Source organism: Streptomyces incarnatus, from assembly GCF_001027185.1.
Taxonomy (GTDB): domain Bacteria; phylum Actinomycetota; class Actinomycetes; order Streptomycetales; family Streptomycetaceae; genus Streptomyces; species Streptomyces puniciscabiei.
In genome coordinates this window covers 5,707,288-5,731,468 of sequence record NZ_CP011497.1, presented here as the reverse complement: position 1 = coordinate 5,731,468, position 24,181 = coordinate 5,707,288, and the positions used below count along the sequence as shown (strand labels likewise).

The 24,181-nt window shown below is 72.4% G+C and carries 20 protein-coding genes; 3 read left to right on the top strand and 17 right to left on the bottom strand.

Going from position 1 to position 24,181, the window contains the following annotated elements; all coding sequences use genetic code 11:
* Positions 1 to 17: 17 nt before the first annotated feature.
* On the bottom strand, positions 18 to 1,307 hold the full coding sequence (locus ABB07_RS25825) for a glucarate dehydratase family protein (protein WP_208900931.1): 1,290 nt from the start codon (positions 1,305 to 1,307) through the stop codon (positions 18 to 20).
* The gene (locus ABB07_RS25820; protein ID WP_208900930.1) at positions 1,304 to 2,260 is read right to left on the bottom strand and encodes a 5-dehydro-4-deoxyglucarate dehydratase; all 957 of its coding nucleotides are present in this window, start codon (positions 2,258 to 2,260) and stop codon (positions 1,304 to 1,306) included. The genes ABB07_RS25825 and ABB07_RS25820 overlap by 4 nt, the downstream gene beginning before the upstream one ends.
* Before the next feature lie 211 nt (positions 2,261 to 2,471).
* Between ABB07_RS25820 and ABB07_RS25815 the strand changes: the two genes are divergently transcribed.
* Positions 2,472 to 3,749 carry an MFS transporter gene (locus ABB07_RS25815; protein ID WP_208900929.1) on the top strand — a complete coding sequence of 426 codons (1,278 nt, stop codon included), beginning with the start codon at positions 2,472 to 2,474 and terminating at the stop codon, positions 3,747 to 3,749.
* Here the strand turns inward: ABB07_RS25815 and ABB07_RS25810 are convergent.
* The 10 genes from ABB07_RS25810 to hrcA form a co-directional block, all read right to left on the bottom strand.
* Positions 3,701 to 4,705 carry an adenosine deaminase gene (locus ABB07_RS25810; protein ID WP_208900928.1) on the bottom strand — a complete coding sequence of 335 codons (1,005 nt, stop codon included), beginning with the start codon at positions 4,703 to 4,705 and terminating at the stop codon, positions 3,701 to 3,703. The two genes, ABB07_RS25815 and ABB07_RS25810, sit on opposite strands and share 49 nt — an antisense overlap.
* A gap of 20 nt (positions 4,706 to 4,725) precedes the next feature.
* On the bottom strand, positions 4,726 to 5,631 hold the full coding sequence (locus tag ABB07_RS25805; protein ID WP_208900927.1) for a ribonuclease Z: 906 nt from the start codon (positions 5,629 to 5,631) through the stop codon (positions 4,726 to 4,728).
* 6 nt (positions 5,632 to 5,637) lie between these two features.
* On the bottom strand, positions 5,638 to 5,991 hold the full coding sequence (locus tag ABB07_RS25800) for a histidine triad nucleotide-binding protein (RefSeq protein ID WP_208900926.1): 354 nt from the start codon (positions 5,989 to 5,991) through the stop codon (positions 5,638 to 5,640).
* A gap of 49 nt (positions 5,992 to 6,040) precedes the next feature.
* Positions 6,041 to 9,235, bottom strand: coding sequence for a S41 family peptidase (locus tag ABB07_RS25795; protein ID WP_482268866.1), 3,195 nt, complete (start codon positions 9,233 to 9,235; stop codon positions 6,041 to 6,043).
* Between the two features lie 46 nt (positions 9,236 to 9,281).
* Positions 9,282 to 9,830, bottom strand: coding sequence for a hypothetical protein (locus tag ABB07_RS25790; RefSeq protein WP_208900925.1), 549 nt, complete (start codon positions 9,828 to 9,830; stop codon positions 9,282 to 9,284).
* 434 nt (positions 9,831 to 10,264) lie between these two features.
* On the bottom strand, positions 10,265 to 10,657 hold the full coding sequence (locus ABB07_RS25785) for a VOC family protein (protein ID WP_208900924.1): 393 nt from the start codon (positions 10,655 to 10,657) through the stop codon (positions 10,265 to 10,267).
* Positions 10,658 to 10,672: 15 nt separating this feature from the next.
* Positions 10,673 to 11,425 carry a 16S rRNA (uracil(1498)-N(3))-methyltransferase gene (locus ABB07_RS25780; protein ID WP_208900923.1) on the bottom strand — a complete coding sequence of 251 codons (753 nt, stop codon included), beginning with the start codon at positions 11,423 to 11,425 and terminating at the stop codon, positions 10,673 to 10,675.
* Positions 11,422 to 12,498, bottom strand: a complete 1,077-nt coding sequence (locus tag ABB07_RS25775; RefSeq protein WP_208900922.1) for a nitronate monooxygenase — start codon at positions 12,496 to 12,498, stop codon at positions 11,422 to 11,424. The genes ABB07_RS25780 and ABB07_RS25775 overlap by 4 nt, the downstream gene beginning before the upstream one ends.
* A 112-nt stretch (positions 12,499 to 12,610) precedes the next feature.
* Positions 12,611 to 13,747: a molecular chaperone DnaJ gene (gene dnaJ / locus ABB07_RS25770; protein ID WP_208900921.1), complete on the bottom strand. Its 1,137-nt coding sequence runs from the start codon at positions 13,745 to 13,747 to the stop codon at positions 12,611 to 12,613.
* The gene (gene hrcA / locus ABB07_RS25765; RefSeq protein WP_208900920.1) at positions 13,748 to 14,764 is read right to left on the bottom strand and encodes a heat-inducible transcriptional repressor HrcA; all 1,017 of its coding nucleotides are present in this window, start codon (positions 14,762 to 14,764) and stop codon (positions 13,748 to 13,750) included. It lies immediately after the preceding gene.
* Positions 14,765 to 14,936: 172 nt separating this feature from the next.
* Here hrcA and ABB07_RS25760 point away from each other — a divergent pair, with 172 nt between their 5' ends.
* Together ABB07_RS25760 and ABB07_RS25755 are read left to right on the top strand one after the other, a co-directional pair.
* Positions 14,937 to 15,659, top strand: a complete 723-nt coding sequence (locus ABB07_RS25760) for an MBL fold metallo-hydrolase (protein WP_208900919.1) — start codon at positions 14,937 to 14,939, stop codon at positions 15,657 to 15,659.
* A gap of 34 nt (positions 15,660 to 15,693) precedes the next feature.
* Entirely contained in the window at positions 15,694 to 16,512 is an 819-nt protein-coding gene (locus ABB07_RS25755) for a DUF3097 domain-containing protein (RefSeq protein ID WP_208900918.1), read from the top strand.
* Here the strand turns inward: ABB07_RS25755 and ABB07_RS25750 are convergent.
* From ABB07_RS25750 to lepA, 5 genes are all read right to left on the bottom strand, one after another.
* On the bottom strand, positions 16,490 to 16,765 hold the full coding sequence (locus ABB07_RS25750; RefSeq protein WP_244189521.1) for a hypothetical protein: 276 nt from the start codon (positions 16,763 to 16,765) through the stop codon (positions 16,490 to 16,492). The genes ABB07_RS25755 and ABB07_RS25750 overlap by 23 nt on opposite strands.
* Positions 16,766 to 16,831: 66 nt before the next feature.
* Positions 16,832 to 18,064, bottom strand: a complete 1,233-nt coding sequence (hemW, locus tag ABB07_RS25745; RefSeq protein ID WP_208900917.1) for a radical SAM family heme chaperone HemW — start codon at positions 18,062 to 18,064, stop codon at positions 16,832 to 16,834.
* Positions 18,065 to 18,091: 27 nt separating this feature from the next.
* Positions 18,092 to 19,918: an ATP-binding SpoIIE family protein phosphatase gene (locus ABB07_RS25740; RefSeq protein ID WP_208903626.1), complete on the bottom strand. Its 1,827-nt coding sequence runs from the start codon at positions 19,916 to 19,918 to the stop codon at positions 18,092 to 18,094.
* A 170-nt stretch (positions 19,919 to 20,088) separates the two neighbouring features.
* On the bottom strand, positions 20,089 to 21,963 hold the full coding sequence (locus ABB07_RS25735; RefSeq protein WP_208900916.1) for an AMP-dependent synthetase/ligase: 1,875 nt from the start codon (positions 21,961 to 21,963) through the stop codon (positions 20,089 to 20,091).
* Between the two features lie 271 nt (positions 21,964 to 22,234).
* The gene (gene lepA, locus ABB07_RS25730; RefSeq protein WP_208900915.1) at positions 22,235 to 24,109 is read right to left on the bottom strand and encodes a translation elongation factor 4; all 1,875 of its coding nucleotides are present in this window, start codon (positions 24,107 to 24,109) and stop codon (positions 22,235 to 22,237) included.
* Positions 24,110 to 24,181 lie beyond the last annotated feature (72 nt).

Genomic DNA, 24,181 nt, shown 5'->3' with positions numbered 1-24,181 from the left:
GCCCGTCGTGCAGGGGCTTACCAGCGGGGCATCACGGGTTGCCGCCAGCCCGGTTCGGCCAGCCGCATGGCGGCCGCGTCGTCGCGGTCGCGCAGCGCGCCGTCGTCCTCGGCCCACCGCCGGTGCAGCCGGGCCAGTTCGTCCCGGTCGAGCTCGACGCCGAGACCGGGGGCGTCGGAGACCTCGACCCGCCCGCCACGGAACGCCGGCCGCTCGGTGAGGACGTCCTCGGACTGCCAGGGGTAGTGGGAGTCGCAGGCGTGCCGCAGGCCGGGGACGGTGGCCGCGACCTGGGTCATCGCCGCGAGGCTGATGCCCAGATGGGTGTTGGAGTGCATCGACACCCCGACCCCGAAGGCGGCGCAGATCGCGGCGAGCCGCTGGGTGTTGCGCAGCCCGCCCCAGTAGTGGTGGTCGGAGAGCACGACCTGCACGGCGTCGCGGGTGAACGCCTCCTTGATCTCTCCGAAGGTGGTCACGCACATGTTGGTGGCGAGCGGGACGCCGGTTCCCGCGGACACCTCGGCCATCGCGGCCGTACCCAGCGTCGGGTCCTCCAGGTACTCCAGGACGTCCCCGAGTTCCTTCGCCACCTTCAGCGAGGTCCCCACCGACCAGGCGCCGTTGGGGTCGAGGCGCAGCGGATGCCCGGGGAAGGCCTCGGCGAGGGCCCGTACGGCCGCGATCTCCTCGTCGGGCGGGAAGACACCGCCCTTGAGCTTGAAGGACGTGAAGCCGTGCCGCTCGGTGAACCTCCGCGCCTGTGCCACGACTCCGGCCGGGTCGAGCGCGGCACCCCAGTCGTCCTCCTCGCAGGTCACGCCCGCCGGATGGCCGGCCCACTTGTAGAACAGGTAGGCGCTGTACTCGACGGCGTCCCGCACCCTGCCGCCGAGCAGCGCGTGCACGGGCAGCCCGAGCGCCCTGCCCTGGGCGTCCAGGCAGGCGACCTCGAAGGCGGACAGCACCGACAGCCGGAGCTTGTCGGCGCTCTGCACGCCGCGCAGCCCGCCGGCGTCGACCTCGCCCTGGACCCGGGACTCGTCGACGCCGAGGTCGATCCCGAAGAGCCCGTTCACATCCATGACCGAGCGTCCGGTGAGCCGTTCGGCCAGCGGGCGGGCGAGCTCCAGGTACTTGGTGTCGCCGTAGGTCTCGCCGAGCCCGGTGATCCCGTCGGCGGTGACGATCTCCACGATCAGCCGCGGGGTGTACGGCTGGTGCACGCCCTGGGTGTTGAGCAGCGGCGGGTCGGCGACCAGGATCGGCGTCAGCCGTACCTCGGCGATGGTCAGGTCACGGGTCACAGGGCGGCTCCTACGAGGTCGAGTCCGGCGGTGAGCAGGGCCTCGAGGTCGGTGAGGTCGGCGGGCGCGGGGTCGGTGAGCGGGGCGCGCACGGGTCCGACGCGCTGTCCGCGCAGCCGGGCCGCCGCCTTCACCAGGGACACGGCGTATCCGGGCGCGCGGTCGCGGAGTTCGACGAACGGGACGTAGAAGTCCCGCAGCAGCTTGTCGGCCATCCCGTGGTCGGCGTCCCGCAGGGCGGTGAAGAAGGCGCCGGCGATCTCGGGGGCGAAGGCGTGCACGGCGGAGGAGTAGGCGGGGACGCCGACGGCGGCGTAGGCGCGGGCCTGGATCTCGGCAGTGGCGGCGCCGTTGAAGAAGAGGAAGCCGTCGGGGGCGGCGAGGGTGAGGCGCTGGAGCCGGTCGAGGTCGCTGTGGCCGTCCTTGAGGCCGATGACGTTCGGGATGCGTGCGACGCGCCTCAACGTCTCGGCGGTGTAGGCGACCTGGCCGCGCTGGTAGGCGATCAGCGGCAGCCGGGTGCGTGCGGCGAGCCGCTCCAGCTGGGCCGCGAGGCCGTCCTGGGGGGCGTCGACGAGGTAGTGCGGCAGCACCAGCAGTGCGTCGGCGCCGGCCTCCTCGGCGATCCGCGCGAACCGGGCGGCCTGCGCCCAGCCGTACCCGGTCCCGGCCACCACCGGCACGCGCCCTGCCGCCTCCTCGACGGTGAGCCGTACGACGGTCCGGTACTCCTCCTCGTCCAGCGAGAAGAACTCGCCGGTGCCGCAGGCCGGGAAGACGGCGCCGGGCCCGGTGGCGAGCCGGCCGGCGACATGGGCGCGCGAGCCGTCGGGATCCAGCGTGCCGTCCTCGTGGAAGGCGGTGAGCGGGAAGGACAGCACCCCGCGCGCCATCCCCTCCCGCAGCCGTCGCGCCACACCCTCGGGACTCGGATCGCCGCCCACCCTGATCATCTCCTCTTATGAATAGCGTCTACATATGCGAACAGCCTAGCGGCTTTTACCCCGGGCCCCATCACGCAAACCGAAAAGTGACGTAGATCGCATCCCCCGGCCTTCTTCCGTGAACCGCGTGCTTGGTACAACTTCCTCGGATGTTCCTGTCCGTCGACAGGCGTCACCCCCCCCTCTCGAAGCCCTTCCCTTCGCCTGCCCAGGAACGCCCGTGTCCGCCCCCCGCCCCCTGCCCTGGCCCCTCGTCGCCCTTTTCACGGCCGGCTATCTCGCTCCCTATCTGCTGCCGACCACCGTCGGCCGGCTCGATTCCGCGCTTCCGCTCACCGCCACCCAGGCGGGGGCCATCGGCAGTGCGCTGCTGCTGAGTTCGGCGACGGCGGGCTTCCTGCTGGCCTCCCGGGTCGACCGCATCGGCGCCCGCACGCTCGCCCGGCTCGGCCTCGCGCTCGCCGTCCTCGGCTACGGCGGTGCGGCCCTCACGGCCTTCGTACCCGCCGTCGTCGCGGGCGCGGTCATCGGCGGATTCGGCTCCGGCACGGTCACCGCGGTCGCCGCGAGCGGCATCGCCGCCATGGGGGTCCCCCCGCGCGAGGATGTTCGAGCGTGGGGGAAGGACCCGCACCGGGTCACCACCCTCGGCCTGCTCGGCGTCTCCGCCCTGGCCGGCGCCCTGTACCTGACGATCCCCCATCTCGGCCCCGGCCACGGCCTGCCACTGGCCGCCATCGCGCTCACGGCACTCGCGGTCCTCCCGCTCACCGGCCGCCTGCCCGGCCGTACCGCACCGGCCCGTACGACCGCCGCGCGCGGCCGGCTCCCCCGGCCCCGCGCCGGGCTGCTGCTGGCCGCCGCCATGCCCTGCTGGTCCCTCGCCCAGAACGCCCTCTGGGGCGTCAGCGGCCGGATCGGACTCGGCCAGGCCCACCTCACCGAGGTCACCGTCGGCGCGGTGTTCGCGGTCGCGCTCGGCGCCGGACTCGTCGGGGTCGTCGGCGCGGGCGCACTCGGCCCCCGGCTGGGCCTGGCGGTGCCCATCGGGGCCGGTACGGCGCTGATCGCGGGCTGCGTCGCGCTCAGCGCGAGCGCGCACGACCTCACGGCCTTCGCGGCGGGCGAGATCTCCTGGAACGTGCTGTACCCGGTCGTCCTGTCCTACGTCATCGGCCTCGCCGCCTCCCTCGACCCGCGCGGCCGCTGGGCGGTCCTGGTCGGCTCGGCGGCTTCACTGGGGACGGCGGCCGGACCGCTGGCGGGGAGCGTGCTGGCGGCGGGCGCGGGCTTCCCGGTGATGGGACGGGTGCTCGGCGCCGCGCTGCTGCTGATCGCCGTGCCGATGACGGCGGTGGCGCTGCGGGCGGGCAGGCGGCCCCTCCCCGTCGTGGAACTCCCGGTCGTGGAAGTCCCAGTGGAGAGGGCCGCCGTGCCCGCCCAGCACGCCTACGACACGGCCTCGCCGAACTCGTACGCCTCCACCTCGGCGAGGTAGCGCGCCCGGCGCTCCTCGTCGTCCTCCAGGAAGGAGGCGAGGAAGGAGTTGCGGGCCAGCTCGCGCAGCCGGTCCCGCGAGAGGCCCAGGGTCTGGTGCACGGCCGCGAAGTTGTCGCCCGCGTACCCGCCGAAGTACGCCGGGTCGTCGGAGTTGACCGTGCACAGCAGGCCCGCGTCCAGCATGGCCGGCAGCGGGTGGTCGGCCAGCGTGTCGACCGTGCGCAGGCGGACGTTGGACAGCGGGCACAGGGTGAGCGGGATCCGCTCCCGCACCAGCCGCTCGACCAGCGCCGGGTCCTCCACGCAGCGCAGCCCGTGGTCGACGCGCTCGACGCCGAGCACGTCCAGGGCCTCGGTGATGTACTCCGGCGGCCCCTCCTCACCGGCGTGCGCGACGCGCCGCAGCCCGAGCCCGGCCGCGGCCTCGTACACCTCCCGGAACTTCACCGGCGGATGTCCGACCTCGGCGGAGTCCAGGCCGATCCCGGTGATCCGGTCCAGGTACGGCCGGGCCGCCCGAAGGGTTTCCAGGGCCGACTCGGCGGACTCGTCCCGCAGGAAACAGAGGATGAGCCGGGTGGAGATCCCGTGGTTCTGCTCGCTGCTGCCCAGCGCCCGCCACAGCCCGTCCACGACCGTGCCCATGGACACGCCCCGGGCCAGGTGTGCCTGCGGGTCGAAGAAGATCTCCGCGTGCCGGACGCCCTGCGCGGCGGCGCGGGCCAGGTAGGCGTCGGCCAGGTCGGCGAAGTCCCGCTCGGTGCGCAGGACGGCCATCAGCTCGTAGTACAGGTTCAGGAAGGACTGGAGGTCCTCGAACTGGTAGGCCTTGCGCAGGGCGTCCGTGTCGGCGTACGGCAGTTCGACGCCGTTGCGGGCGGCGAGCTCGAACGCCAGCTCCGGCTCCAGGGTGCCTTCGATGTGGAGGTGCAGTTCTGCTTTCGGGAGGGGCATCAAAGCATCGTACGGATCTTTTATCGCCGTTTCGGAACCGCCACCCGCTGCAGGTCGTGCGCCACGGTCAGCTCGCCGTCGAAACCGGCCGCCCGCGCCTGCCGCTCGAACTCCTCCGGTTCGGTGTAGCGCTGGCTGAAGTGGGTGAGGACGAGGTGCCGTACGCCCGCGTCCCGGGCGACGGCGGCGGCCTGCCCGGCGGTCAGGTGCCCGTGCTCCACGGCAAGTCCGGCGTCCTCGTCCAGGAACGTCGACTCGATGACGAGCAGGTCGCAGCCCTCGGCGAGCGCGTGCACGCCCGCGCAGAGCCGGGTGTCCATGACGAACGCGAACCGCTGCCCGCGCCGCACCTCGCTGACGTCCTCCAGCGCGACCTCCCCCAGCCGGCCCGCGCGCTGCAGCCGGCCGACGTCCGGGCCCGTGATCCCGAGCGCGGCGAGCCGGTCGGGCAGCATCCGGCGGCCGTCGGGTTCGATCAGCCGGTAGCCGTAGGACTCGACCGGGTGCGACAGCCTGCGGGCCTCCAGGGTGTACGACCCGGTCACCGCGAGGATGCCGTCGGCGGCGACCGGTGCCTCGGTGATGCCGGCCGTCTCCCGGTAGGCCGTGGCGTACCGCAGCCGGTCGAAGAAGCGCTGCCCGGAGCGCGGGTAGTGCGCGGTGATCTCGTGCGGCACCTGGTCCAGGTTGATCCGCTGGATGACACCGGCGAGGCCCAGGGAGTGGTCGCCGTGGAAGTGGGTGACGCAGATCCGGTTCAGGTCGTGGGCGGCGACCCCGGCGCGCACCATCTGCCGCTGCGTGCCCTCGCCGGGGTCGAACAGGATGCCCTCGCCGTCCCACCTGAGCAGATAGCCGTTGTGGTTGCGGTGCCGGGTGGGGACCTGGCTGGCGGTGCCGAGGATCACCAACTCACGTACGGGCACGGCGAGTTACCCGGGCGGCCACTGCAGGCCACGGCCGCCGAGGACGTGCGCGTGGGCGTGCCAGACGGTCTGGCCGGCGCCGGAGCCGGTGTTGAAGACGATGCGGTAGCTCTCCAGCTTTTCCTCGTCGGCCACGGCCTGGGTCTCGGCGAGGACGTCGGCGGCCGCCTGCGGCGCTTCGGCGGCGAGCTCGGCGGCGTTCCTGTAGTGGACCTTGGGGATCACCAGGATGTGGGTGGGAGCCTGGGGGTTTATGTCCCGGAAGGCGACGGTGGTGTCTGTCTCGCGGACGACCGTCGCCGGGATCTGACCCGCGACGATCTTGCAGAACAGGCAGTCGTCCTGCGGTTCTCCGGCCATGCGTGTGCCTCCTCACGCTGGTGATCAATACCGGTGCATCGTAGTCGTATCAGGCCGGCATGCCCGGCGGAGTTTTCGCGGGCCGTTCCTCCAGCGCCTCCAACGCGAGCCGGATCGCCTCATCGAGCTGGGTGTCCCTGCCCTCCGCCCAGTCCTGGGGTCTCTGTACGACCTCCACGTCCGGGTCCACCCCGTGGTTCTCCACGTCCCACCCCACGCCCTCCAGCCACATCGCGTACTTCGGCTGGGTGACCAGGGTGCCGTCGACCAGGTGGTAGCGGCTGTCGATGCCGATGACGCCGCCCCAGGTGCGGGTGCCGACGACGGGGCCGATGCCGAGGGCCTTGATCGCCGCGTTGACGATGTCGCCGTCGGAGCCGGAGAACTCGTTGGCGACGGCGACGACCGGGCCGCGCGGGGCGTCGAGGGGATAGCTGGTGGGGCGCATGCCGCGCGGCAGGTCCCAGCCGATGATGCGGCGGGCCAGTTTCTCGACGACCAACTGGGAGGTGTGGCCGCCGCGGTTCTCGCGGACGTCGACCACCAGGCCCTCGCGGGCCACCTCGACCCGCAGGTCCCGGTGGATCTGCGCCCAGCCCGGGGCCTGCATGTCGGGGACGTGGAGGTAGCCGAGGCGGCCGTCGGAGGCGGCGTGGACGTGGGCGCGGCGATCCGCGACCCAGGCGTGGTAGCGCAGGGGCTCCTCGTCGGCGATCGGGACGACGACCGTGTGGCGCGGCTCGCCGCCGGCCGCCGGGGAGATGGTGAGCTCCACGGGGTGGCCGGCCGTGCCGACGAGCAGCGGGCCCGGTCCCGTCACCGGGTCGACCTGGTGGCCGGCGACCGCGATGATCGCGTCGCCCGGGCGGACGGCGACACCGGGTGCGGCGAGCGGGGAGCGGGCGTCCGGGTCGGAGGTCTCCGAGGGCAGGATCCGGTCGATGCGCCAACTGCCGTCCGGATGGCGGGAGATGTCGGCGCCGAGCAGACCGTGCCGGGGACCGCCGCCGCGGCCGCCGGAGGGGATGACGTAGGCGTGCGAGGTGCCGAGTTCGCCGTGCAGCTCCCACAGCAGGTCGACCAGGTCGCTGTGGGTGGCGAGGCGGGCCAGCAGGGGACGGTAGCGGGCCAGGGCACCGGACCAGTCGACGCCGCCGAGGTCGGGCCGCCAGAAGTGGTCGCGCATGAGGCGGCCGGTCTCGTCGTACATCTGCCGCCACTCGGCGGCCGGGTCGAGGGTCTGCCGGACGCGGGCGAGGTCGACGGTGACGCTGGTGTCGCCGTCGTCGTCGGTGCCGGTGCGGCGGTCGCTGGGGACGACCCGCAGCCGGTCGTCGCTCCACAGCAGTACGCGTCTGCCGTCGCCGCTGACCTCGAAGTGGCCGGCGTCGGAGGCCAGGTGCTCCAGGCGCCGCTGGGCGAGGTCGTAGCGCTCCAGCTCGGTGTGCGGGTCGGGGTCCTCGGGGTGGGCGCGGGCGGTGCCGAGGACGCCCTGCACGGGGTGGCGCAGCCAGAGCACGCCGTCCTTGGCGGCGCGCAGGGTGGAGTAGCGGCCGGCCTCGACCGGGAAGGGGACGATCCGGTCGGCGAGGCCTTCGAGGTCGATGCGGGTGGCGGGGGTGCCCTCGCTGTCGGGGGTCTCGTCCTTGTCGGGGGTCTCGAAGGGGCGGCCGTGGCGCTGCGGGCCGAAGGGCGAGGGTGTGGTGGCGGCGAGGGTGATCAGGTGCGGGCGGGCGCCGACCACGAAGGCGAGGTCGAAGACGTGCTCGTCGTAGACGGGGTCGAAGGCGCGGTTGGAGAGGAAGGCGAGGTGTTTGCCGTCGAGGGTGAAGGCGGGGGCGTAGTCCTGGAAGCGGAGCGGGGTCGCCTCGGTGACCGACAGGTCGGTGGTGTGGGCGATGCGGAGCTGGGAGAGCGGGCGGGGGCCGGGGTGGGCCCAGGCGAGCCAGGCGGAGTCGGGGGAGAAGGCGAGGCCGGAGACCTCGCCGTCGTCGCTGCTGTCGACCTCGCGGACCTCGCCGGTCTCGCGTTCCACGAGCAGCAGGCGTCCGTCGTGCGCGGCGACGGCGGCCCGGCTGCCGTCGGGGGCCATGGCCAGCTCCAGGACCCGGCCGAGCTGTCCGGCGGCGAGCCGGCGGGGCGGGGCGCCCGGTACCGTCCCGGTCGCGGGGGCGAACTCCAGGGCGTCGTCGCCCTCGGCGTCCGTCACCCACACCACCCACTCCTCGCCCTCGGCGCGGAAGGCGCGCGGCATCCGGGCGCGGACGCCTGGGGTCGCGGCGAGGGCCCGGGCGGGCCCGGAGCGGTGGGTGACCCAGTGGACGCCACCGCGCACGCAGACGGCGCTGCCGCGCGCGGTGTGGTCGGGGGCCGCCTCGCCGAACCAGTGGGCGGCGTTCACCGGGCGGGGCCGCAGATCGATCCGGGGTCCGCCGAGCCGCACGTCCAGCCGGCGCGGCTCGGCGCCCTCCAGGTCGTCCAGCAGCCACAGTTCACCGCCGGAGCCGTAGACGACGCGACGGCCGTCTCCGGACGCGTGCCGGGCGTAGAAGCCGTCGAGCGGGGTGTGCCGGCGCAGGTCGGAGCCGTCGGCGAGGGAGGAGTAGAGCGCGCCGGTGCCCTCGTGGTCGGAGAGGAACGCGACGCGCTCCCCCACCCACACCGGCCGCTCGATGTTCCCGTCGACGTCCTCGTGCAGCCGGACGAACTCCCCCTCCCCCTCCCGGTCGATCCACAACTTGCCCGCCGTGCCGCCCCGGTAGCGCTTCCAGTGGGCGGCCTCGCGGCCCATCGGCGCGGACAGCAGCACGGTGGCGGGGCCGAAGGCCACAGCGCCGACCGGGCCGTACGGGAGCGTCTCGGCGGGTCCACCGTCCAGCGGGACGGCGTACGCCCAGCTGTGCCGGAAGCTGTGCCGGCCGTGCGCGCCGAGCGCGAGCACCCGCCCGTCGGGGGTCCAGCCGAGCACCTCGGTACGGCGGTTGCCCCAGTGGGTCAGCCGGTCGGCGGGGCCGCCGTCGACCGGGGCGACATGCACCTCGGGGGCGCCGTCACGGGTGGAGGTCCAGGCGAGGTGCCGTCCGTCCGGGGATATCCGGGGCGAGGTCACCGGCATGTTGTCGGCGCTGACCCGCCAGGCCCGGCCGCCGTCGAGGGGCGCGAGCCATACGTCGTCCTCGGCGACGAAGGTCACCAGGTCGCCGTGCACATGGGGAAAACGGAGGTATGCGGCACCCTGAGTCACTCCGTCACTGTACGCAGCGACAGGCGCGGCCCGCCGGGTGTTCGGATCACTTTCCCTCTGCGGGCCAGCAGGTGGGGTCGCCCTTGCACCACAGGGTCCGGGTGACGGTGACGGTCACGGTCGGCTTCCCGCCTCCCGGCCGATAGGTGGGCGGCCGGTACGTCGGCCCGTGCGTGGCACCGCAGTCGCCGAGCCCGTCGACGCGGAACACCCGCCTCCCCCCGACCTCTGCCGTCAGATGCCCCCGCACACAGGCCCCGTCGACGGCCTTGGTCACCTTGCCCGTGACGCGGATCTTCCGCCCGTCCTTGGTCTCACCCTGACAGTCCACGGAGACGACGGTGCTCTCACTCGCCGAGGGCGCCCGCCCCGCCGCGCCGCCGTAGTTCCCGGTGCAGGTGAGCCAGCTGACGTCGACGTGCTGCCGCTTGAGCTCGGCCGTCGCGGTGGCGTCGGTGGTGTACGCGGCGGTGGCGGGACTGAGGCCGGCGGGCTGACAGGCCACCACGGCCGCACCGCCCACGACGACGAGCCCCGCCACGGCCACCACCCGAGTCCCACGCGTCCGGCCCCGAATCCCTCTCAAAACCCCCATGCAGGGCAGACTGCCACCGGCCCGCCCGCCCCGGAAGGCCACATACGGCCACTCACGTCTTCTGGGCTCAACCAGTGGAGCGCCTGGCGCCTGGTCTGGCCGCATGCGCGGTGAACGCAGACTCAGGCGGCTCGTCCTGCCGGACGGGACCGTGTACCGGTGGACCGTGCGACACCGGCACCGGGACGACGGGCCGTGCGCCGAGGTGCTGACGCTGTACCGGGGCGGGTCCCGGACCAGGATCGTGTTCCCGGGGACCGGTGGCGCCTACGGGCACTCCGGCCTGGTCGCCGACGAACGCGGGTATTCCGTCAATCTGCACGAGCCCGGCGCCGTGCGAGCCTTCGCGGAGGAGATACGACGGCGCAGGCCCGCCTCCGGTGACGTGAACGCCGGTGAGCTGGACGGGTGGGCCCTGCTGCCCACCGTCGCCGTCAGCCGCGCAGCAGCAGCCACTCCTGGAGTTCCACCAGATTGCCCTCCGGGTCCTTGAGGTGGGCGACGCGCATGCGGTCGGTCATGGAGGCCGGGCCGTGCGCCAGGACGGCGCCACGGGCGGTGATCTCCGACACGTAGGCGTCCAGGTCGTCGACGCGCAGCACGACCAGGGAGCGGTGGCCGGTGGCGGTCTCGCCCAGTTCCTGAAGGACCTCGGCCATCATCGAGCGGTCCTGCAGCGCGATCCCCGCCGAGCCGGCGTGCGGGCTGAACTTCTCGTACGGGCCCTCGGTCGCCCCGGACTGCGGCTTGAGGCCGAGGACGTCGGCGTAGAAGCGGTAGCAGGCGGCGAAGTCGGTGACGAGGAGCCGGACTTGGGCGAGTTCCACGGTGTCCCCCAGGTGTCAGGACCAGCGGCCGGTGCGGCCCAGCAGCAGGGCCACGGCGGCGGTGCCGGCGGTGGATGTACGCAACACGGTAGGACCGAGCACGTACGCCTTGGCACCCGCCTCCTCGAAGAGCGCCAACTCGTCCCGCGCGACGCCACCTTCGGGGCCGACGACCAGCACGATCTCGCCCTCGGCGGGCAGTTCGGCGGTCGCCAGCCGGCCGCTCTCGTGCTCGAAATCGGAGTGGAGCACGGCGGCGAAGTCGGCTTCGGCGAGAAGCGCGGCGACCTGCTTGGTGCTCGCCGCGTCCGCGACCCGGGGAAAGCGCAGCCGCCGTGACTGCTTGCCGGCCTCGCGGGCGGTGGCCCGCCACTTGGCGAGTGCCTTCTGGCCCCGCTCGCCCTTCCACTGGGTGATGCACCGGGCGGCCTGCCAGGGCACGATCACGTCGACACCGGTCTCCGTCATCGTCTCGACGGCGAGTTCGCCCCGGTCGCCCTTCGGGAGGGCCTGGACCACGGTGATCCGGGGGCTGGGCTCCGGCTCCACCGGGAACTCGAAGGGCTCCACCACCAGGTGGTCCTTGCCGGACACGCCGACGACGACCCCGGCGGCCCCGCGCCCCTCGCCGTCCGTCAGCACCACGTTCTCCCCGGGCTGCAGCCGCCGTACCGAGACCGCGTGCCGTCCCTCGGGGCCCGTGACGTCGACGACCGAGCCGGGGCCCACGCCCTGGAGCGAGTCGACGACGAACACCGGCGCGGTCATCGCAGGCCCCCCTTGGCCGACAACGCTGTCCGGGCGGCGTCGAGTTCGGCGGCCAGCACCTGCACGAGCTGCCCGGCGGGCAGCTCGCGGGCCAGCCGGTGGCCCTGGCCCGCCCACAGCGCCATGCCCTGCGCGTCCCCGGCCTTGGCGGCGGCCTTGCGCAGCGGCGAGGTGAGGTGGTGGATCTCCGGGTAGGCGGCGGGGGCGTACGGGCCGTGCTCGCGCAGGAAACGGTTGACCAGTGCGCGCGCCGGGCGGCCGGAGAAGGCGCGGGTCAGCTCGGTGCGCGCGAACAGGGGGTTGGTCAGCGCCTGCTTGTGCACCGGCTGGGCGCCGGACTCCGGGGTGGCGAGGAAGGCGGTGCCCAGCTGGGCCGCGCTCGCGCCGGCCGCGAGGACGGCGGCGATCTGGCCGCCGCGCATGATGCCGCCGGCGGCGACGACCGGGATGCGCACGGCCTCGCGGATCTGCGCGACCAGTGAGAGCAGCCCGATGCCGGAGCCGTCGTTCTCGGTCAGGTCCCGGTGGGTGCCCTGGTGGCCGCCGGCCTCCACGCCCTGCGCGATCACCGCGTCGGCCCCGGCCCGCTCCACCGCCAGCGCCTCCTCGGCGGTGGTGGCGGTGACCAGGGTGAAGGTTCCGGCACGGCGGAGGGAGTCCAGGACCTCCCGGGTCGGCACGCCGAAGTGGAAGGAGACCACCGGCACCGGGTTGTCGAGGAGGACGGCGAGCTTGGCGTCGTAGCCGTCGTCCCGGCCGCTGTCCGGGTCGCCCAGTTCCGTCTCGTACCAGGCGGCCTCTCCGGCGAGCTGGTGGGCGTAGACCTCCACGGCACCGGACTCGGCATACTCGGGCTGCGGCATGAACACGTTCACGCCGAAGGGGCGGCTCGTGAGCCCCCGCAGCTGCTTGATCTCCTGGTACATGCCGTCGGCGGTCTTGTACCCGGCGGCGAGAAACCCGAGGCCGCCGGCCTCGGAGACGGCGGCGGCGAGCTGCGGCACGGAGACGCCGCCCGCCATGGGGGCCTGCACGATCGGGTGGGGGAAGAGATCGGTCAGCGCGGAGGACATGACCGCATGTTGTCACGTCCTTTGAAGGAGTCCGAATCGGGGCGTCCGATGGCATAAACCAACGGCATACGGGGTGCCTAAGCACCCCGTCACAGCCTCCGCGAGTGGCGGCTCAGCGCCCGTTGAACGCGTCCTTCAGCCGGCTGAACAACCCCTGCTGACCCGGCTGGAACTGCCCTTGCGGCCGTTCCTCGCCGCGCAGCTTGGCCAGCTCGCGCAGCAGCCGCTCCTGCTCGGGGTCCAGCTTGGTCGGGGTCTGCACCTCGACGTGGACGACCAAGTCACCCCGGCCGCCGCCGCGCAGATGCGTGACGCCCCGGTTGTGCAGCGGGATCGACTGGCCGGACTGGGTGCCGGGCCGGATGTCGACCTCCTCCATGCCGTCGAGGGTCTCCAGCGGCACCTTGGTGCCGAGGGCCGCGGCCGTCATCGGGATCGTCACCGTGCAGTGCAGGTCGTCGCCGCGCCGCTGGAAGGTCGGGTGCGGCAGCTCGTGGATCTCGACGTACAGGTCACCGGCGGGACCGCCGCCGGGGCCGACCTCGCCCTCACCGGCCAGCTGGATCCGCGTGCCGTTGTCGACACCGGCCGGGATCTTCACGGTGAGCGTGCGGCGGGAGCGGACCCGGCCGTCGCCGGCGCACTCCGGGCACGGCGTCGGCACCACGGTGCCGAAGCCCTGGCACTGGGGGCAGGGCCGCGAGGTCATGACCTGGCCCAGGAAGGACCGGGTGACCTGCGAGACCTCACCGCGGCCCCGGCACATGTCACACGTCTGGGCCGTCGTACCGGGCGCCGCGCCCTCGCCGTTGCAGGTGTTGCAGACGACCGCGGTGTCGACCTGGATGTCCTTGGTCGTCCCGAAGGCCGCCTCGTCCAGCTCGACCTCGATGCGGATCATCGCGTCCTGGCCGCGCCGGGTGCGCGAGCGCGGCCCGCGCTGCGACGCCGTACCGAAGAACGCGTCCATGATGTCGGAGAAGTTGCCGAAGCCACCGGCCCCGAAGCCGCCCGCGCCGGCGCCGCCGGACTGCGAGAGCGGGTCGCCGCCGAGGTCGTAGACCTGCTTCTTCTGCGGGTCCGACAGCACCTCGTAAGCGGCGTTGATCTCCTTGAACCGCTCCTGGGTCTTCGGATCCGGGTTGACGTCCGGGTGCAGCTCGCGCGCGAGCCGACGGAACGCCTTCTTGATCTCATCCTGCGACGCGTCGCGGCGCACGCCGAGAACGGCGTAGTAGTCCGTGGCCACTTACGACTCCGCCAGGATCTGTCCGACGTACCGTGCCACTGCGCGTACCGCTCCCATCGTTCCCGGGTAGTCCATGCGGGTCGGTCCGACCACGCCGAGCTTGGCAACCGCCTCGCCGCCCGAACCGTAGCCGACCGACACCACGGAGGTGGAGTTGAGTCCCTCGTGGGCGTTCTCGTGCCCGATGCGCACCATCACGCCCGGATCCTTCGCCTCGCCGAGGAGCTTGAGGAGCACGACCTGCTCCTCCAGGGCCTCCAGGACGGGCCGGATCGTGAGGGGAAAGTCATGTCCGAAGCGGGTGAGATTGGCGGTGCCGCCGATCATCAGCCGCTCCTCGTTCTCCTCGACGAGTGTCTCCAGGAGGGTGGAGAGCACCGTCGAGACCGTACCGCGGTCCTCGGCCTCGAAGGCCTCCGGCAGGTCCTCGACCAGCGTAGGCACGTCCGTGAACCGGCGGCCCGCGACCCGGCTGTTCAGCCGCGCGCGCAGATCGGCGAGGGAGGTCTCGCCGAAGGGCGCCGGGCAGTCGACCATCCGCTGCTCGACCCGGCCGGTGTCCGTGATCAGCACGAGCATCACGCGCGCGGGGGCGAGCGAGAGCAGTTCCACGTGCCGCACGGTGGACCGGGTCAGGGACGGGTACTGCACGACCGCGACCTGCCGGGTGAGCTGCGCGAGCAGCCGTACCGTACGGGCCACGACGTCGTCGAGGTCGACGGCGCCCTCCAGGAAGTTCTGGATCGCCCGCCGCTCGGGCGCGGTCATCGGCTTCACGCCCGCCAGCTTGTCCACGAACAGCCGGTAGCCCTTGTCGGTGGGGATGCGCCCCGCGCTGGTGTGCGGCTGCGCGATGTACCCCTCGTCCTCCAGGGCCGCCATGTCGTTGCGGACCGTCGCCGGGGACACGCCGAGGTTGTGCCGCTCGGTCAGGGCCTTCGACCCGACCGGCTCCTCGGTGCCGACGTAGTCCTGGACGATGGCGCGCAGTACCTGAAGCCTGCGTTCACTCAGCATCCGCGCGCACCTCCAGCACGTCGTCCCCTCGGTTCCACTCGGTCCTGCGGTTCGTCCGCCTGGCACTCTTCGCAGGCGAGTGCCAGCGTTCCCGGGCCCAGTGTACGGCTGTCGGGTACACCGAGGGCAAGGTCGGTGCGGTCCCGGCGGCTCGTACGGCTAGCGTCGCGGTATGACGGTGACTTGGGAAGAGCTGGGGTGGGAGCGGCTGGCCGCGGGGGTCGGCCGGTGCCGGCTGCCCGGCTGGGACTGCACGGCCGGACTGGTCCTCGGGGAGGGTAGGGCGCTGATGGTGGACGCCGGTTCGAGCCTGGCCGAGGGCGCGCGGCTGCGGGCCCGGGCGGAGGAGCTGGCCGGCGGTCGTGTGACCCATCTCGCGCTGACCCATCCCCACTTCGACCACGTCCTCGGGGCGGCGGCCCTCGCGGGGGCGGAGGTGTACGGGGCGGTGGGCCTGGACGCCGTCTTCGCGTACGAGCGGGAGGAGCTGCGCCTGGACGCGGTCAGAAACGGCCTGCCGGTGGCCGACGCCGACGAGGCGGTGGACGCGCTGGTGCCGCCCGGCCACCTGGTCTCCGGCGAGTGGACGCTGGACCTCGGGGGCGGCCGCCAGGTCCTGCTGGCGAACGTGGGCCCGGGGCACACGGCCCATGATCTGGCCGTGCTGGTCCCGGGGGATCCGGAGGTGGTCTTCTGCGGCGACCTGGTCGAGGAGTCCGGCGAGCCCCAGGCCGGCCCGGACGCGCTCCCGTCCCGTTGGCCGGACGCGCTCGACCGGCTGCTGGCGCTGGGCGGTGAGGACGCGGCGTACGTGCCCGGTCACGGAGCGGTGGTGGACGCGGGGTTCGTACGACGGCAACGTGATCAGCTGGCGACGCGTTTCGGCGTGTCGTAAGTCTTCGGGTACGGCTTCTCCTATCGTCACTCGAATGCGCCAGTACTCCGCCGACCTGACCCCGCCGTGGAAGAAGAAGCAGCAGCCCGCGCCGGAGGTACCGGCGGAGCCGGGCCTGGTGGTGGAGGAGCCCGGCACCGGGTTCTGCGGGGCGGTGATCCGCTGCGAGGCGGGCACGGTGACGCTGGAGGACCGTTTCGGCAAGCACCGGGTGTTCCCTCTGGAGCCGAGGGGCTTCTTGCTGGAGGGGCGCGTGGTGACGCTCGTACGGCCCTCGTCCTCCGGTCCGGTACGGCCCACCCGTACCGCCTCCGGTTCGGTCGCCGTCCCCGGTGCACGCGCCCGCGTGGCCCGCGCCGGCCGCATCTACGTCGAGGGCCGGCATGACGCCGAGCTGGTCGAGAAGGTGTGGGGCGACGACCTGCGCATCGAGGGCGTGGTGGTGGAGTACCTGGAGGGCGTGGACGACCTGCCGTCGATCGTGTCCTCCTTCGCCCCGGGTCCGGACGCGCGGCTGGGTGTCCTGGTGGACCACCTGGTGCCGGGCACGAAGGAGTGGCGGATCGCGGAGTCGGTGACGAGTGAACACGCGCTGGTGGTGGGCCACCCGTACATCGACATCTGGGAGGCCGTGAAGCCGTCGTCGCTGGGGATCGAGGCGTGGCCGACGGTACCGCGCGGTCAGGACTGGAAGACGGGGGTGTGCCGGGCGCTGGGCTGGCCGTCGGAGAACACCGGGGCGGTGTGGCAGGCGATCCTGAAGCGGGTGGGGTCCTACAAGGACCTGGAGCCGGAGTTGCTGGGGCGGGTGGAGGAGCTGATCGACTTCGTCACGGGTAGCGGTGGGGCCTGACCTTCTCGTAGGTGGCGAATCCACTGGTGCCGAGTTCGACACCAAGGGACTCCAGGGGCATCAGTTCACCGAACTCGGCTTTCCGTTGCGAGCGGTAGTCGGCGCTCTCACCCTCGCCCCTCGGCTCGGCGTTCGTGTTGTGCACCGGATCGGGGCTCCGCGTCATAACGACGGTCCTCCGCAGGAGCTCCATCCAGATGCCCTCCGGCGGCTCCAGCTGCTGGAAGAACTCGATCATGCCCTGATCGTTCACAGCCGTACCCTACGAAGCGAGACGAAGCCCTAGCCGCAATCCATGGCGATTCACCCGCCGGAGTGATCAGTCCACCAGGTCCCGCACCACCGCGTCCGCCAGCAGCCGCCCCCGCAGCGTCAGCACGGCCCGCCCGTCGTCGTACGGGCCCTGCTGGAGGAGCCCCTCCGACAGTGCACGGCGGGACGCTTTGCGTCCCTCCTCCTTCAGCAGGGACAGCGGCGCACCCTCGCGCAGCCGCAGCTCCAGCAGGATCCGCTCGACCCGGCGGTCCTCCTCGGACAGCAGCTCCCGCCCCGCGCCGGGTGAGCGGCCGGAGGCGAGGGCCGCCGCGTACGCCCCCGGATGCTTGACGTTCCACCAGCGCACCCCGCCCACGTGCGAGTGCGCCCCGGGTCCCGCGCCCCACCAGTCGGCGCCGCGCCAGTACAGCTCGTTGTGCAGGCAGCGGCCCGCCTCGGAGGTGGCCCAGTTGGAGACCTCGTACCAGTCGAAGCCCGCCGCGGACAGGGTTTCCTCGGCGATCAGGTACCGGTCGGCGTGGACGTCGTCGTCGGTCATCGGGACCTCGCCCCGGCGGATCCGGCGGGCCAGCTGGGTGCCCTCCTCGACGATGAGCGCGTACGCGCTGACATGGTCCGGACCGGCGCCGATCGCCGCGTCCAGCGAGGCCCGCCAGTCGTCGTCGCTCTCGCCGGGGGTGCCGTAGATCAGGTCGAGGTTGACGTGCTCGAAGCCCGCCGCCCGCGCCTCGGCGACGCAGGCCTCGGGGCGGCCGGGGGTGTGGGTGCGGTCCAGGATCTTCAGCACGTGCTGCCGCGCGCTCTGCATGCCGAAGGAGATCCGGTTGAAGCCGCCCTCCCGGAGCGTGGCGAGGTAGGCCGGGTCCACCGACTCGGGATTGGCCTCGGTCGTGATCTCCGCGTCCTCCGCCAGCCCGAACTCGTCACGGATCGCCCCCAGCATCCGTACGAGGTCGTCGGCGGCCAGCAGCGTCGGCGTACCGCCCCCGACGAACACCGTACGGACCTGACGCGGGTCGTCGCCGAGGACCTTCCGCGCGAGCCGGATCTCGTCCGTCAGGGTGTCCGCGTAGTTGTCGCGGGACGCCAGCACGCCTCCCGTGCCGCGCAGCTCGGTCGCGGTGTAGGTGTTGAAGTCGCAGTAGCCGCAGCGGGTCGCGCAGTACGGGACGTGCAGGTAGAAGCCGAGCGGGCGGCCGGCGGCCCCGGCGAGCGCGTGCGCGGGCAGCGCGCCGTCGGCGGGGACGGGCTCGCCGTCGGGGAGAGCGGAAGGCATGCCTTCCATTGTCCAGTACGCCGGCCCTTACTCCGCCTGGAGCACCAGCAGGGCGAGGTCGTCCTCGGGCGGGCCCTCGCCGAAGTCGTCCACCAGGCGCCGGATCCTTTCCGCGATCAGTTCGGCGCTGAGCCCGGCGCAGCCGGACAGGGCGCGGGCGAGGCCGTCGCCGTCGTCGAACTGGCGGGAGCCGGAGCGCCGCTCGGTCACCCCGTCGGTGACGCACAGCAGGCTGTCGCCGGGACGCAGATCGAGGGTCTCGCTGGTGTACGTCTCGTCCTCGACCACGCCGAGCAGGGTCTGCGGGCCGGCGGCGGTGCGCACGGTGCCGTCCGGGCTCAGGACCAGCGGGAGCGGGTGGCCGGCGGAGGCGAGCGTGCAGCGGACCCCGCCCTCGTACGGGGTCAGCTCGCCGTAGAGCAGGGACAGGAAGCGGGTCTGCGGGCCGTCCGCGGCCATCGGCCGGCCTCCGACGGCGACGAGGGCGCGGGCGGCGGCGTCGGCGGCCTCGGTGGCGTCGTCCAGGAGGAGCTGATTGAGCCGGTCGAGGACGTCGGCGACGCGGTAGCCCTCACGAGCGAGGAGGCGCAGCCAGGGGCGGGCGAGGCCGATCACTACCGCCGCCTCCGGGCCCTTGCCCTGGACGTCGCCGACGGCGAAGCACCAGCGGCCGTCGCCGGCCGGGAACAGGTCGTAGAAGTCGCCGCTGGGGCCGCCCTTGTCGCAGGGCTCGTAGACGAGCGCGCTGCTCACCCCGGGGATCTCGGCGACCGCGCCGGGCAGCAGGCCGCGCTGCAGGACGGCGCTGATGGTGGCCTGACGGGCGTACTGGCGGGCCGCGCCGATGGCGAGGGCCACCCGGCGGCCGAGGTCCTCCACGAGCCCGGTGACCTCGTCGGGGAAGCCGAGCAGCCCGCACCGGCCGATGACCAGGGTGCCGAGCGGCCGGCCGCCCGCGATCAGCCGGTACGCCAGCGCCGTGCCCTCGGCGCCCTGCGGGCCGAGCGCGTGACCGGGCCACGGGTACGGCTCGGGGCCGGAGCGCAGGCCCTCGTGCGGGCAGGGCGGCTCCTTCTCCAGGGCGCAGCGCAGTTCCTCGATGTGGTTCTCGCTGGCGTGCCAGACCCGGTCGGGACCGTTCGCCGCGCCGCCGCGCACGGTCGCCTCGTCCTCCAGCCACACCGCGCACCAGTCGGCGAGCCGGGGCACGATGAGCTGGCCGGTCAGCGCCGTGACCAGGTTCTCGTCCAGCTGCCCGGCGAGCAGGTCGGAGGCCTCGGCGAGGAACGACAGCGCGCCCCGGCCGAGCCAGTCCCGGTCGCCGCCGGCGCGGTGCGGCTGCGGGGCCAGGTCCTCGGCGACCTCCAGGGCGGCGTCCGGGGCGGGGGTGTCCGGGTCCTCGACGCCGCCCGGGGGCAGCCGCGCCCAGACGGTCTTGGCGCCGGCACGGTAGGTGACGCCCCAGGACTCGGCGAGCGTGGTGACCAGCCGCAGGCCGCGGCCGTACTCGGGGGTGTCGTACGGCCCCTCGGCAGCGAGGGGGTCGCGCGGGGCGCGGGAGGGATGCCGGTCGCCCACCTCCATCACGAACGCGCCGGTCTCCTCCAGCAGCCAGTCGACCTGCACGTCCGTGCCGGCGTGCACGACGGCGTTGGTGACGAGCTCGCTGACGACGGCCATGGCGTCGTCGACGAGCCGCGCCGGGACCTCGGACACCTCGGCGCCCTCGGCCAGCGCGGCCCGCACCAGCGCACGGGCCGCCCCGGGCGCGAGAGGACTTCCGGGCAGCGTGGCCCGCCCCCGCACCTCCCGGGCCCGGGGCTCACTCTCCCGCTGCGTCGGTATGGCCGCCATGTCCATGCGGCCAGGGTGACAGAGAGGGGGCGGCTATAAGCGCTGAGTCACTGAAATGGGCAGAAGACGACCACTTTCGAACGCCGGCGAGCTCAACCTACCCAGGGGCGCGGGGAACTGCGCGAGCAACCACAACGGACCCGCAGTTCCCCACTCACCGAACCGACCCCTTACTTCTCCCGCGTCCCGGCGTACATCTCCTCGATGAGGTGCTTGTACTCCCGCTCCACCACCGGCCGCTTCAGCTTCAGGCTCGGCGTGATCTCCCCGTGCTCGACGTCGAGATCCCGCGGCAGCAGCCGGAACTTCTTGATGGTCTGCCACTTCTGCAGTCCGGCGTTGAGCTGCTGCACGTACCCGTCGACCATCTCCACCGTCTGCGGCGCGGCGACGATCTCCGCGTACGGCTTGTCCGCCAGGCCGTTCTCCTTCGCCCAGTCCGCGATCGCGAGCTCGTCCAGGGCGATGAGGGCGGTGCAGTAGTTCCGGTCGGCGCCGTGCACCAGGATGTTGGAGACGTAGGGGCACACCGCCTTGAACTGGCCCTCGACCTCGGCCGGGGCGACGTACTTGCCGCCGGAGGTCTTGATGAGGTCCTTCTTGCGGTCGGTGATGCGCAGATAGCCGTCGGGCGAGAGCTCGCCGATGTCGCCGGTGTGGAACCAGCCGTCGGACTCCAGCACCTCGGCGGTCTTCTCGGGCAGCCCGTGGTAGCCCTCCATGATGCCGGGGCCGCGCAGCAGGATCTCGCCGTCGTCGGCGATGCGCACCTCCGTGCCGGGCAGCGGCTTGCCGACCGTGCCGGTGCGGTAGGCCTCGCCCGGGTTGACGAAGGAGGCGGCGGAGGACTCGGTGAGGCCGTAGCCCTCCAGGATGTGGATGCCGGCGCCGGCGAAGAAGTAGCCGATCTCGGACGCGAGCGCGGAGGCGCCGGAGACGCAGGCGCGCAGCCGGCCGCCGAAGGCCTCGCGGAGCTTGCCGTAGACGAGGGTGTCGGCGACCTTGTGCTTGGCGGCGAGCCCGAACGGCACGGCGTGGGTTCCGGTGCGGCGGAAGTTGTCCTGGCTGACCTTGGCGTACTCGCGGGCGACCTCGGCGGCCCACTGGAAGATCTTGTACTTGGCCGGGCCGCCCTCGCGGGCCTTGGCGGCGACGCCGTTGTAGACCTTCTCGAAGATGCGCGGCACGGCCGCCATGTACGTCGGCTGCACCACCGGGAGGTTCTCGATGATCTTGTCGACGCGGCCGTCGACGGCGGTGACGTGGCCGACCTCGATCTGGCCGGAGGTGAGCACCTTGCCGAAGACGTGGGCGAGCGGCAGCCACAGGTACTGCACGTCCTCGCCGCTGATCAGGCCGGTCGCGGCGATGGCCTTCGCCATGTACGCCCAGTTGTCGTGCGGGAGCCTGACGCCCTTGGGGCGGCCGGTGGTGCCGGAGGTGTAGATGAGAGTGGCGAGCTGGTCCCGCTTGATCGCGCCGACCCGCTCCTTGATCAGCTCGGGGTGCGTCTCCAGGTAGGCGGCACCGCGCCGCTCCAGCTCGGCGAGCGTGATCACCCACTCGCCCGTCTCGGCGCCGGCCGGGTCGATGACGACGACCTTGGTCAGCTCGGGCAGCTCGGCGCGCTTCTCGAGCGCCTTGGCGACCTGGGCCGCGTCCTCGGCGATCAGGACCCGGCTCTCGGAGTCGGAGAGGATGAAGGCCGACTCGTCGGCGTTGGTCTGCGGGTAGATGGTGGTGGTGGCGCCGCCGGCGCACATGATGCCGAGGTCGGCGAGGATCCACTCGACCCGCGTCGAGGAGGCGAGCGCGACGCGCTGCTCGGGCTGCACGCCCAGCTCGATGAGGCCGGCCGCGATCGCGTACACCCGCTCTGCCGCCTGCGCCCAGCTGAGCGACTTCCAGTCGTCGGGGCCCTGGCCGGAGGCGGGCGGCACCGGGTAGCGGTAGGCCTCGGCGTCCGGTGTCGCCGCCACGCGCTCCAGGAAGAGGGCCGCCACGGACGGCGGACGGTTCTCGATCAGGGTCTGTGTGTCGCTCACGACATCCTCCGGGGGCCCGCGACGGTGCGGCTGACTCGGTGCGGCTGGGTTAACTCACGGTGGGGGTTCGTGCTGGTGCTTCGCGTTGTTTAACTCGCGAGTAACTATCGAGCAGGGATCAGAGTAAGCCGCGACCGGCCGCTGCGTAAGGGGCATCGGCCTGTCACTTTCCACGCAGAGCGACGCTACGCACGCGTAGGGGCCCGCCACGCTTTCGCACGACGAGCCCCTTTGTGTCCCGTTTATCGACGTAACCCGTTGTTACCCCTGGTTACTTCTTGCCCTTGGCCGACCCCGCGCTGTCATCGCTGGACAGGACGGCGATGAAGGCTTCCTGCGGAACCTCCACGGAACCCACCATCTTCATCCGCTTCTTGCCTTCCTTCTGCTTCTCCAGCAGCTTGCGCTTACGGGAGATGTCACCGCCGTAGCACTTGGCGAGGACGTCCTTGCGGATGGCGCGGATGGTCTCGCGGGCGATGACCCGGGAGCCGATGGCGGCCTGCACCGGCACCTCGAAGTTCTGCCGCGGGATCAGCTCCTTGAGCTTGGCGACGAGCCGCACGCCGTACGCGTACGCCTGGTCCTTGTGGGTGATCGCCGAGAAGGCGTCCACCTTGTCGCCGTGCAGCAGGATGTCGACCTTGACCAGGGAGCTGCTCTGCTCACCCGTGGGCTCGTAGTCGAGGGAGGCGTAGCCGCGCGTCTTGGACTTCAGCTGGTCGAAGAAGTCGAAGACGATCTCGGCGAGCGGAAGGGTGTACCGGATCTCCACCCGGTCCTCCGACAGGTAGTCCATGCCGAGGAGCGTTCCCCGCCGGGTCTGGCACAGCTCCATGATCGCGCCGATGAACTCGGCCGGTGCGAGGATCGTGGCCCGGACGACCGGCTCGAAGACCTCGGCGATCTTGCCCTCGGGGAACTCGCTCGGGTTGGTGACGGTGGCCTCCGTGCCGTCCTCCATGATCACGCGGTAGACCACGTTCGGGGCGGTGGCGATCAGGTCCAGGCCGAACTCGCGCTCCAGCCGCTCGCGGATCACGTCCAGGTGCAGCAGGCCGAGGAAGCCGACGCGGAAGCCGAAGCCGAGGGCCGCGGAGGTCTCCGGCTCGTAGACCAGCGCCGCGTCGTTGAGCTGCAGCTTGTCCAGGGCCTCGCGCAGCTCGGGGTAGTCGGAGCCGTCCAGCGGATACAGCCCCGAGAAGACCATCGGCTTCGGGTCCTTGTAGCCGCCGAGGGCCTCGGTGGCGCCCTTGCTCTGGCTGGTGACGGTGTCACCGACCTTGGACTGCCGGACGTCCTTCACACCGGTGATGAGATAGCCCACCTCGCCGACGCCGAGGCCGTCGGCCGGGAGCATCTCGGGCGAGCTGACGCCGATCTCCAGCAGCTCGTGCGTGGCGCCGGTGGACATCATCCTGATGCGCTCGCGCTTGTTGAGCTGGCCGTCGATGACACGGACGTACGTCACGACACCGCGGTAGGAGTCGTAGACGGAGTCGAAGATCATCGCGCGGGCGGGCGCGTCCGCGACGCCGACCGGCGCCGGGATCTCCCTGACGACCTTGTTCAGCAGCGCGTCGACGCCGAGACCGGTCTTGGCGGAGACCTTGAGGACGTCCTCCGGGTCGCAGCCGACCAGGTTCGCCAGCTCCTCGGCGAACTTCTCCGGCTGGGCGGCCGGCAGGTCGATCTTGTTCAGTACGGGGATGATCGTGAGGTCGTTCTCCATCGCCAGGTAGAGGTTGGCGAGGGTCTGCGCCTCGATGCCCTGGGCGGCGTCGACGAGGAGGATGGTCCCCTCACAGGCGGCGAGCGACCGCGAGACCTCGTAGGTGAAGTCGACGTGCCCCGGGGTGTCGATCATGTTGAGGATGTGGGTCGTGCCCTGGTCGGGGCCCTCGGTGGGGGCCCAGGGCAGACGCACCGCCTGGGACTTGATCGTGATGCCGCGCTCGCGCTCGATGTCCATCCGGTCGAGGTACTGAGCACGCATCTGCCGCTGCTCGACCACACCGGTCAGCTGGAGCATCCGGTCGGCGAGCGTGGACTTGCCGTGGTCGATGTGCGCGATGATGCAGAAATTGCGGATCAGAGCCGGGTCGGTACGGCTCGGCTCGGGCACATGGTTAGGGGTCGCGGGCACGCAGGGTCCTGTCTCTTGAGGCGCCTTATGCCTCGGGTCGGATCGATACGTAGTCTCCATGGTCCCACGCGG

Excerpts from the sequence above, each read along its gene's own strand:
- ABB07_RS25760 (WP_208900919.1), top strand. The coding sequence starts at position 14,937 with ATGACGGTGACTTGGGAAGAGCTGGGGTGGGAGCGGCTGGCCGCGGGG.
- ABB07_RS25775 (WP_208900922.1), bottom strand. The coding sequence starts at position 12,498 with ATGTCCTCCGCGCTGACCGATCTCTTCCCCCACCCGATCGTGCAGGCC.
- ABB07_RS25820 (WP_208900930.1), bottom strand. The coding sequence starts at position 2,260 with ATGATCAGGGTGGGCGGCGATCCGAGTCCCGAGGGTGTGGCGCGACGG.
- ABB07_RS25780 (WP_208900923.1), bottom strand. The coding sequence starts at position 11,425 with ATGACCGCGCCGGTGTTCGTCGTCGACTCGCTCCAGGGCGTGGGCCCC.
- ABB07_RS25790 (WP_208900925.1), bottom strand. The coding sequence starts at position 9,830 with ATGGGGGTTTTGAGAGGGATTCGGGGCCGGACGCGTGGGACTCGGGTG.
- ABB07_RS25810 (WP_208900928.1), bottom strand. The coding sequence starts at position 4,705 with ATGCCCCTCCCGAAAGCAGAACTGCACCTCCACATCGAAGGCACCCTG.
- ABB07_RS25800 (WP_208900926.1), bottom strand. The coding sequence starts at position 5,991 with ATGGCCGGAGAACCGCAGGACGACTGCCTGTTCTGCAAGATCGTCGCG.
- hemW (WP_208900917.1), bottom strand. The coding sequence starts at position 18,064 with ATGCCTTCCGCTCTCCCCGACGGCGAGCCCGTCCCCGCCGACGGCGCG.
- hrcA (WP_208900920.1), bottom strand. The coding sequence starts at position 14,764 with ATGCTGAGTGAACGCAGGCTTCAGGTACTGCGCGCCATCGTCCAGGAC.
- ABB07_RS25755 (WP_208900918.1), top strand. The coding sequence starts at position 15,694 with ATGCGCCAGTACTCCGCCGACCTGACCCCGCCGTGGAAGAAGAAGCAG.
- ABB07_RS25740 (WP_208903626.1), bottom strand. The coding sequence starts at position 19,918 with ATGGCGGCCATACCGACGCAGCGGGAGAGTGAGCCCCGGGCCCGGGAG.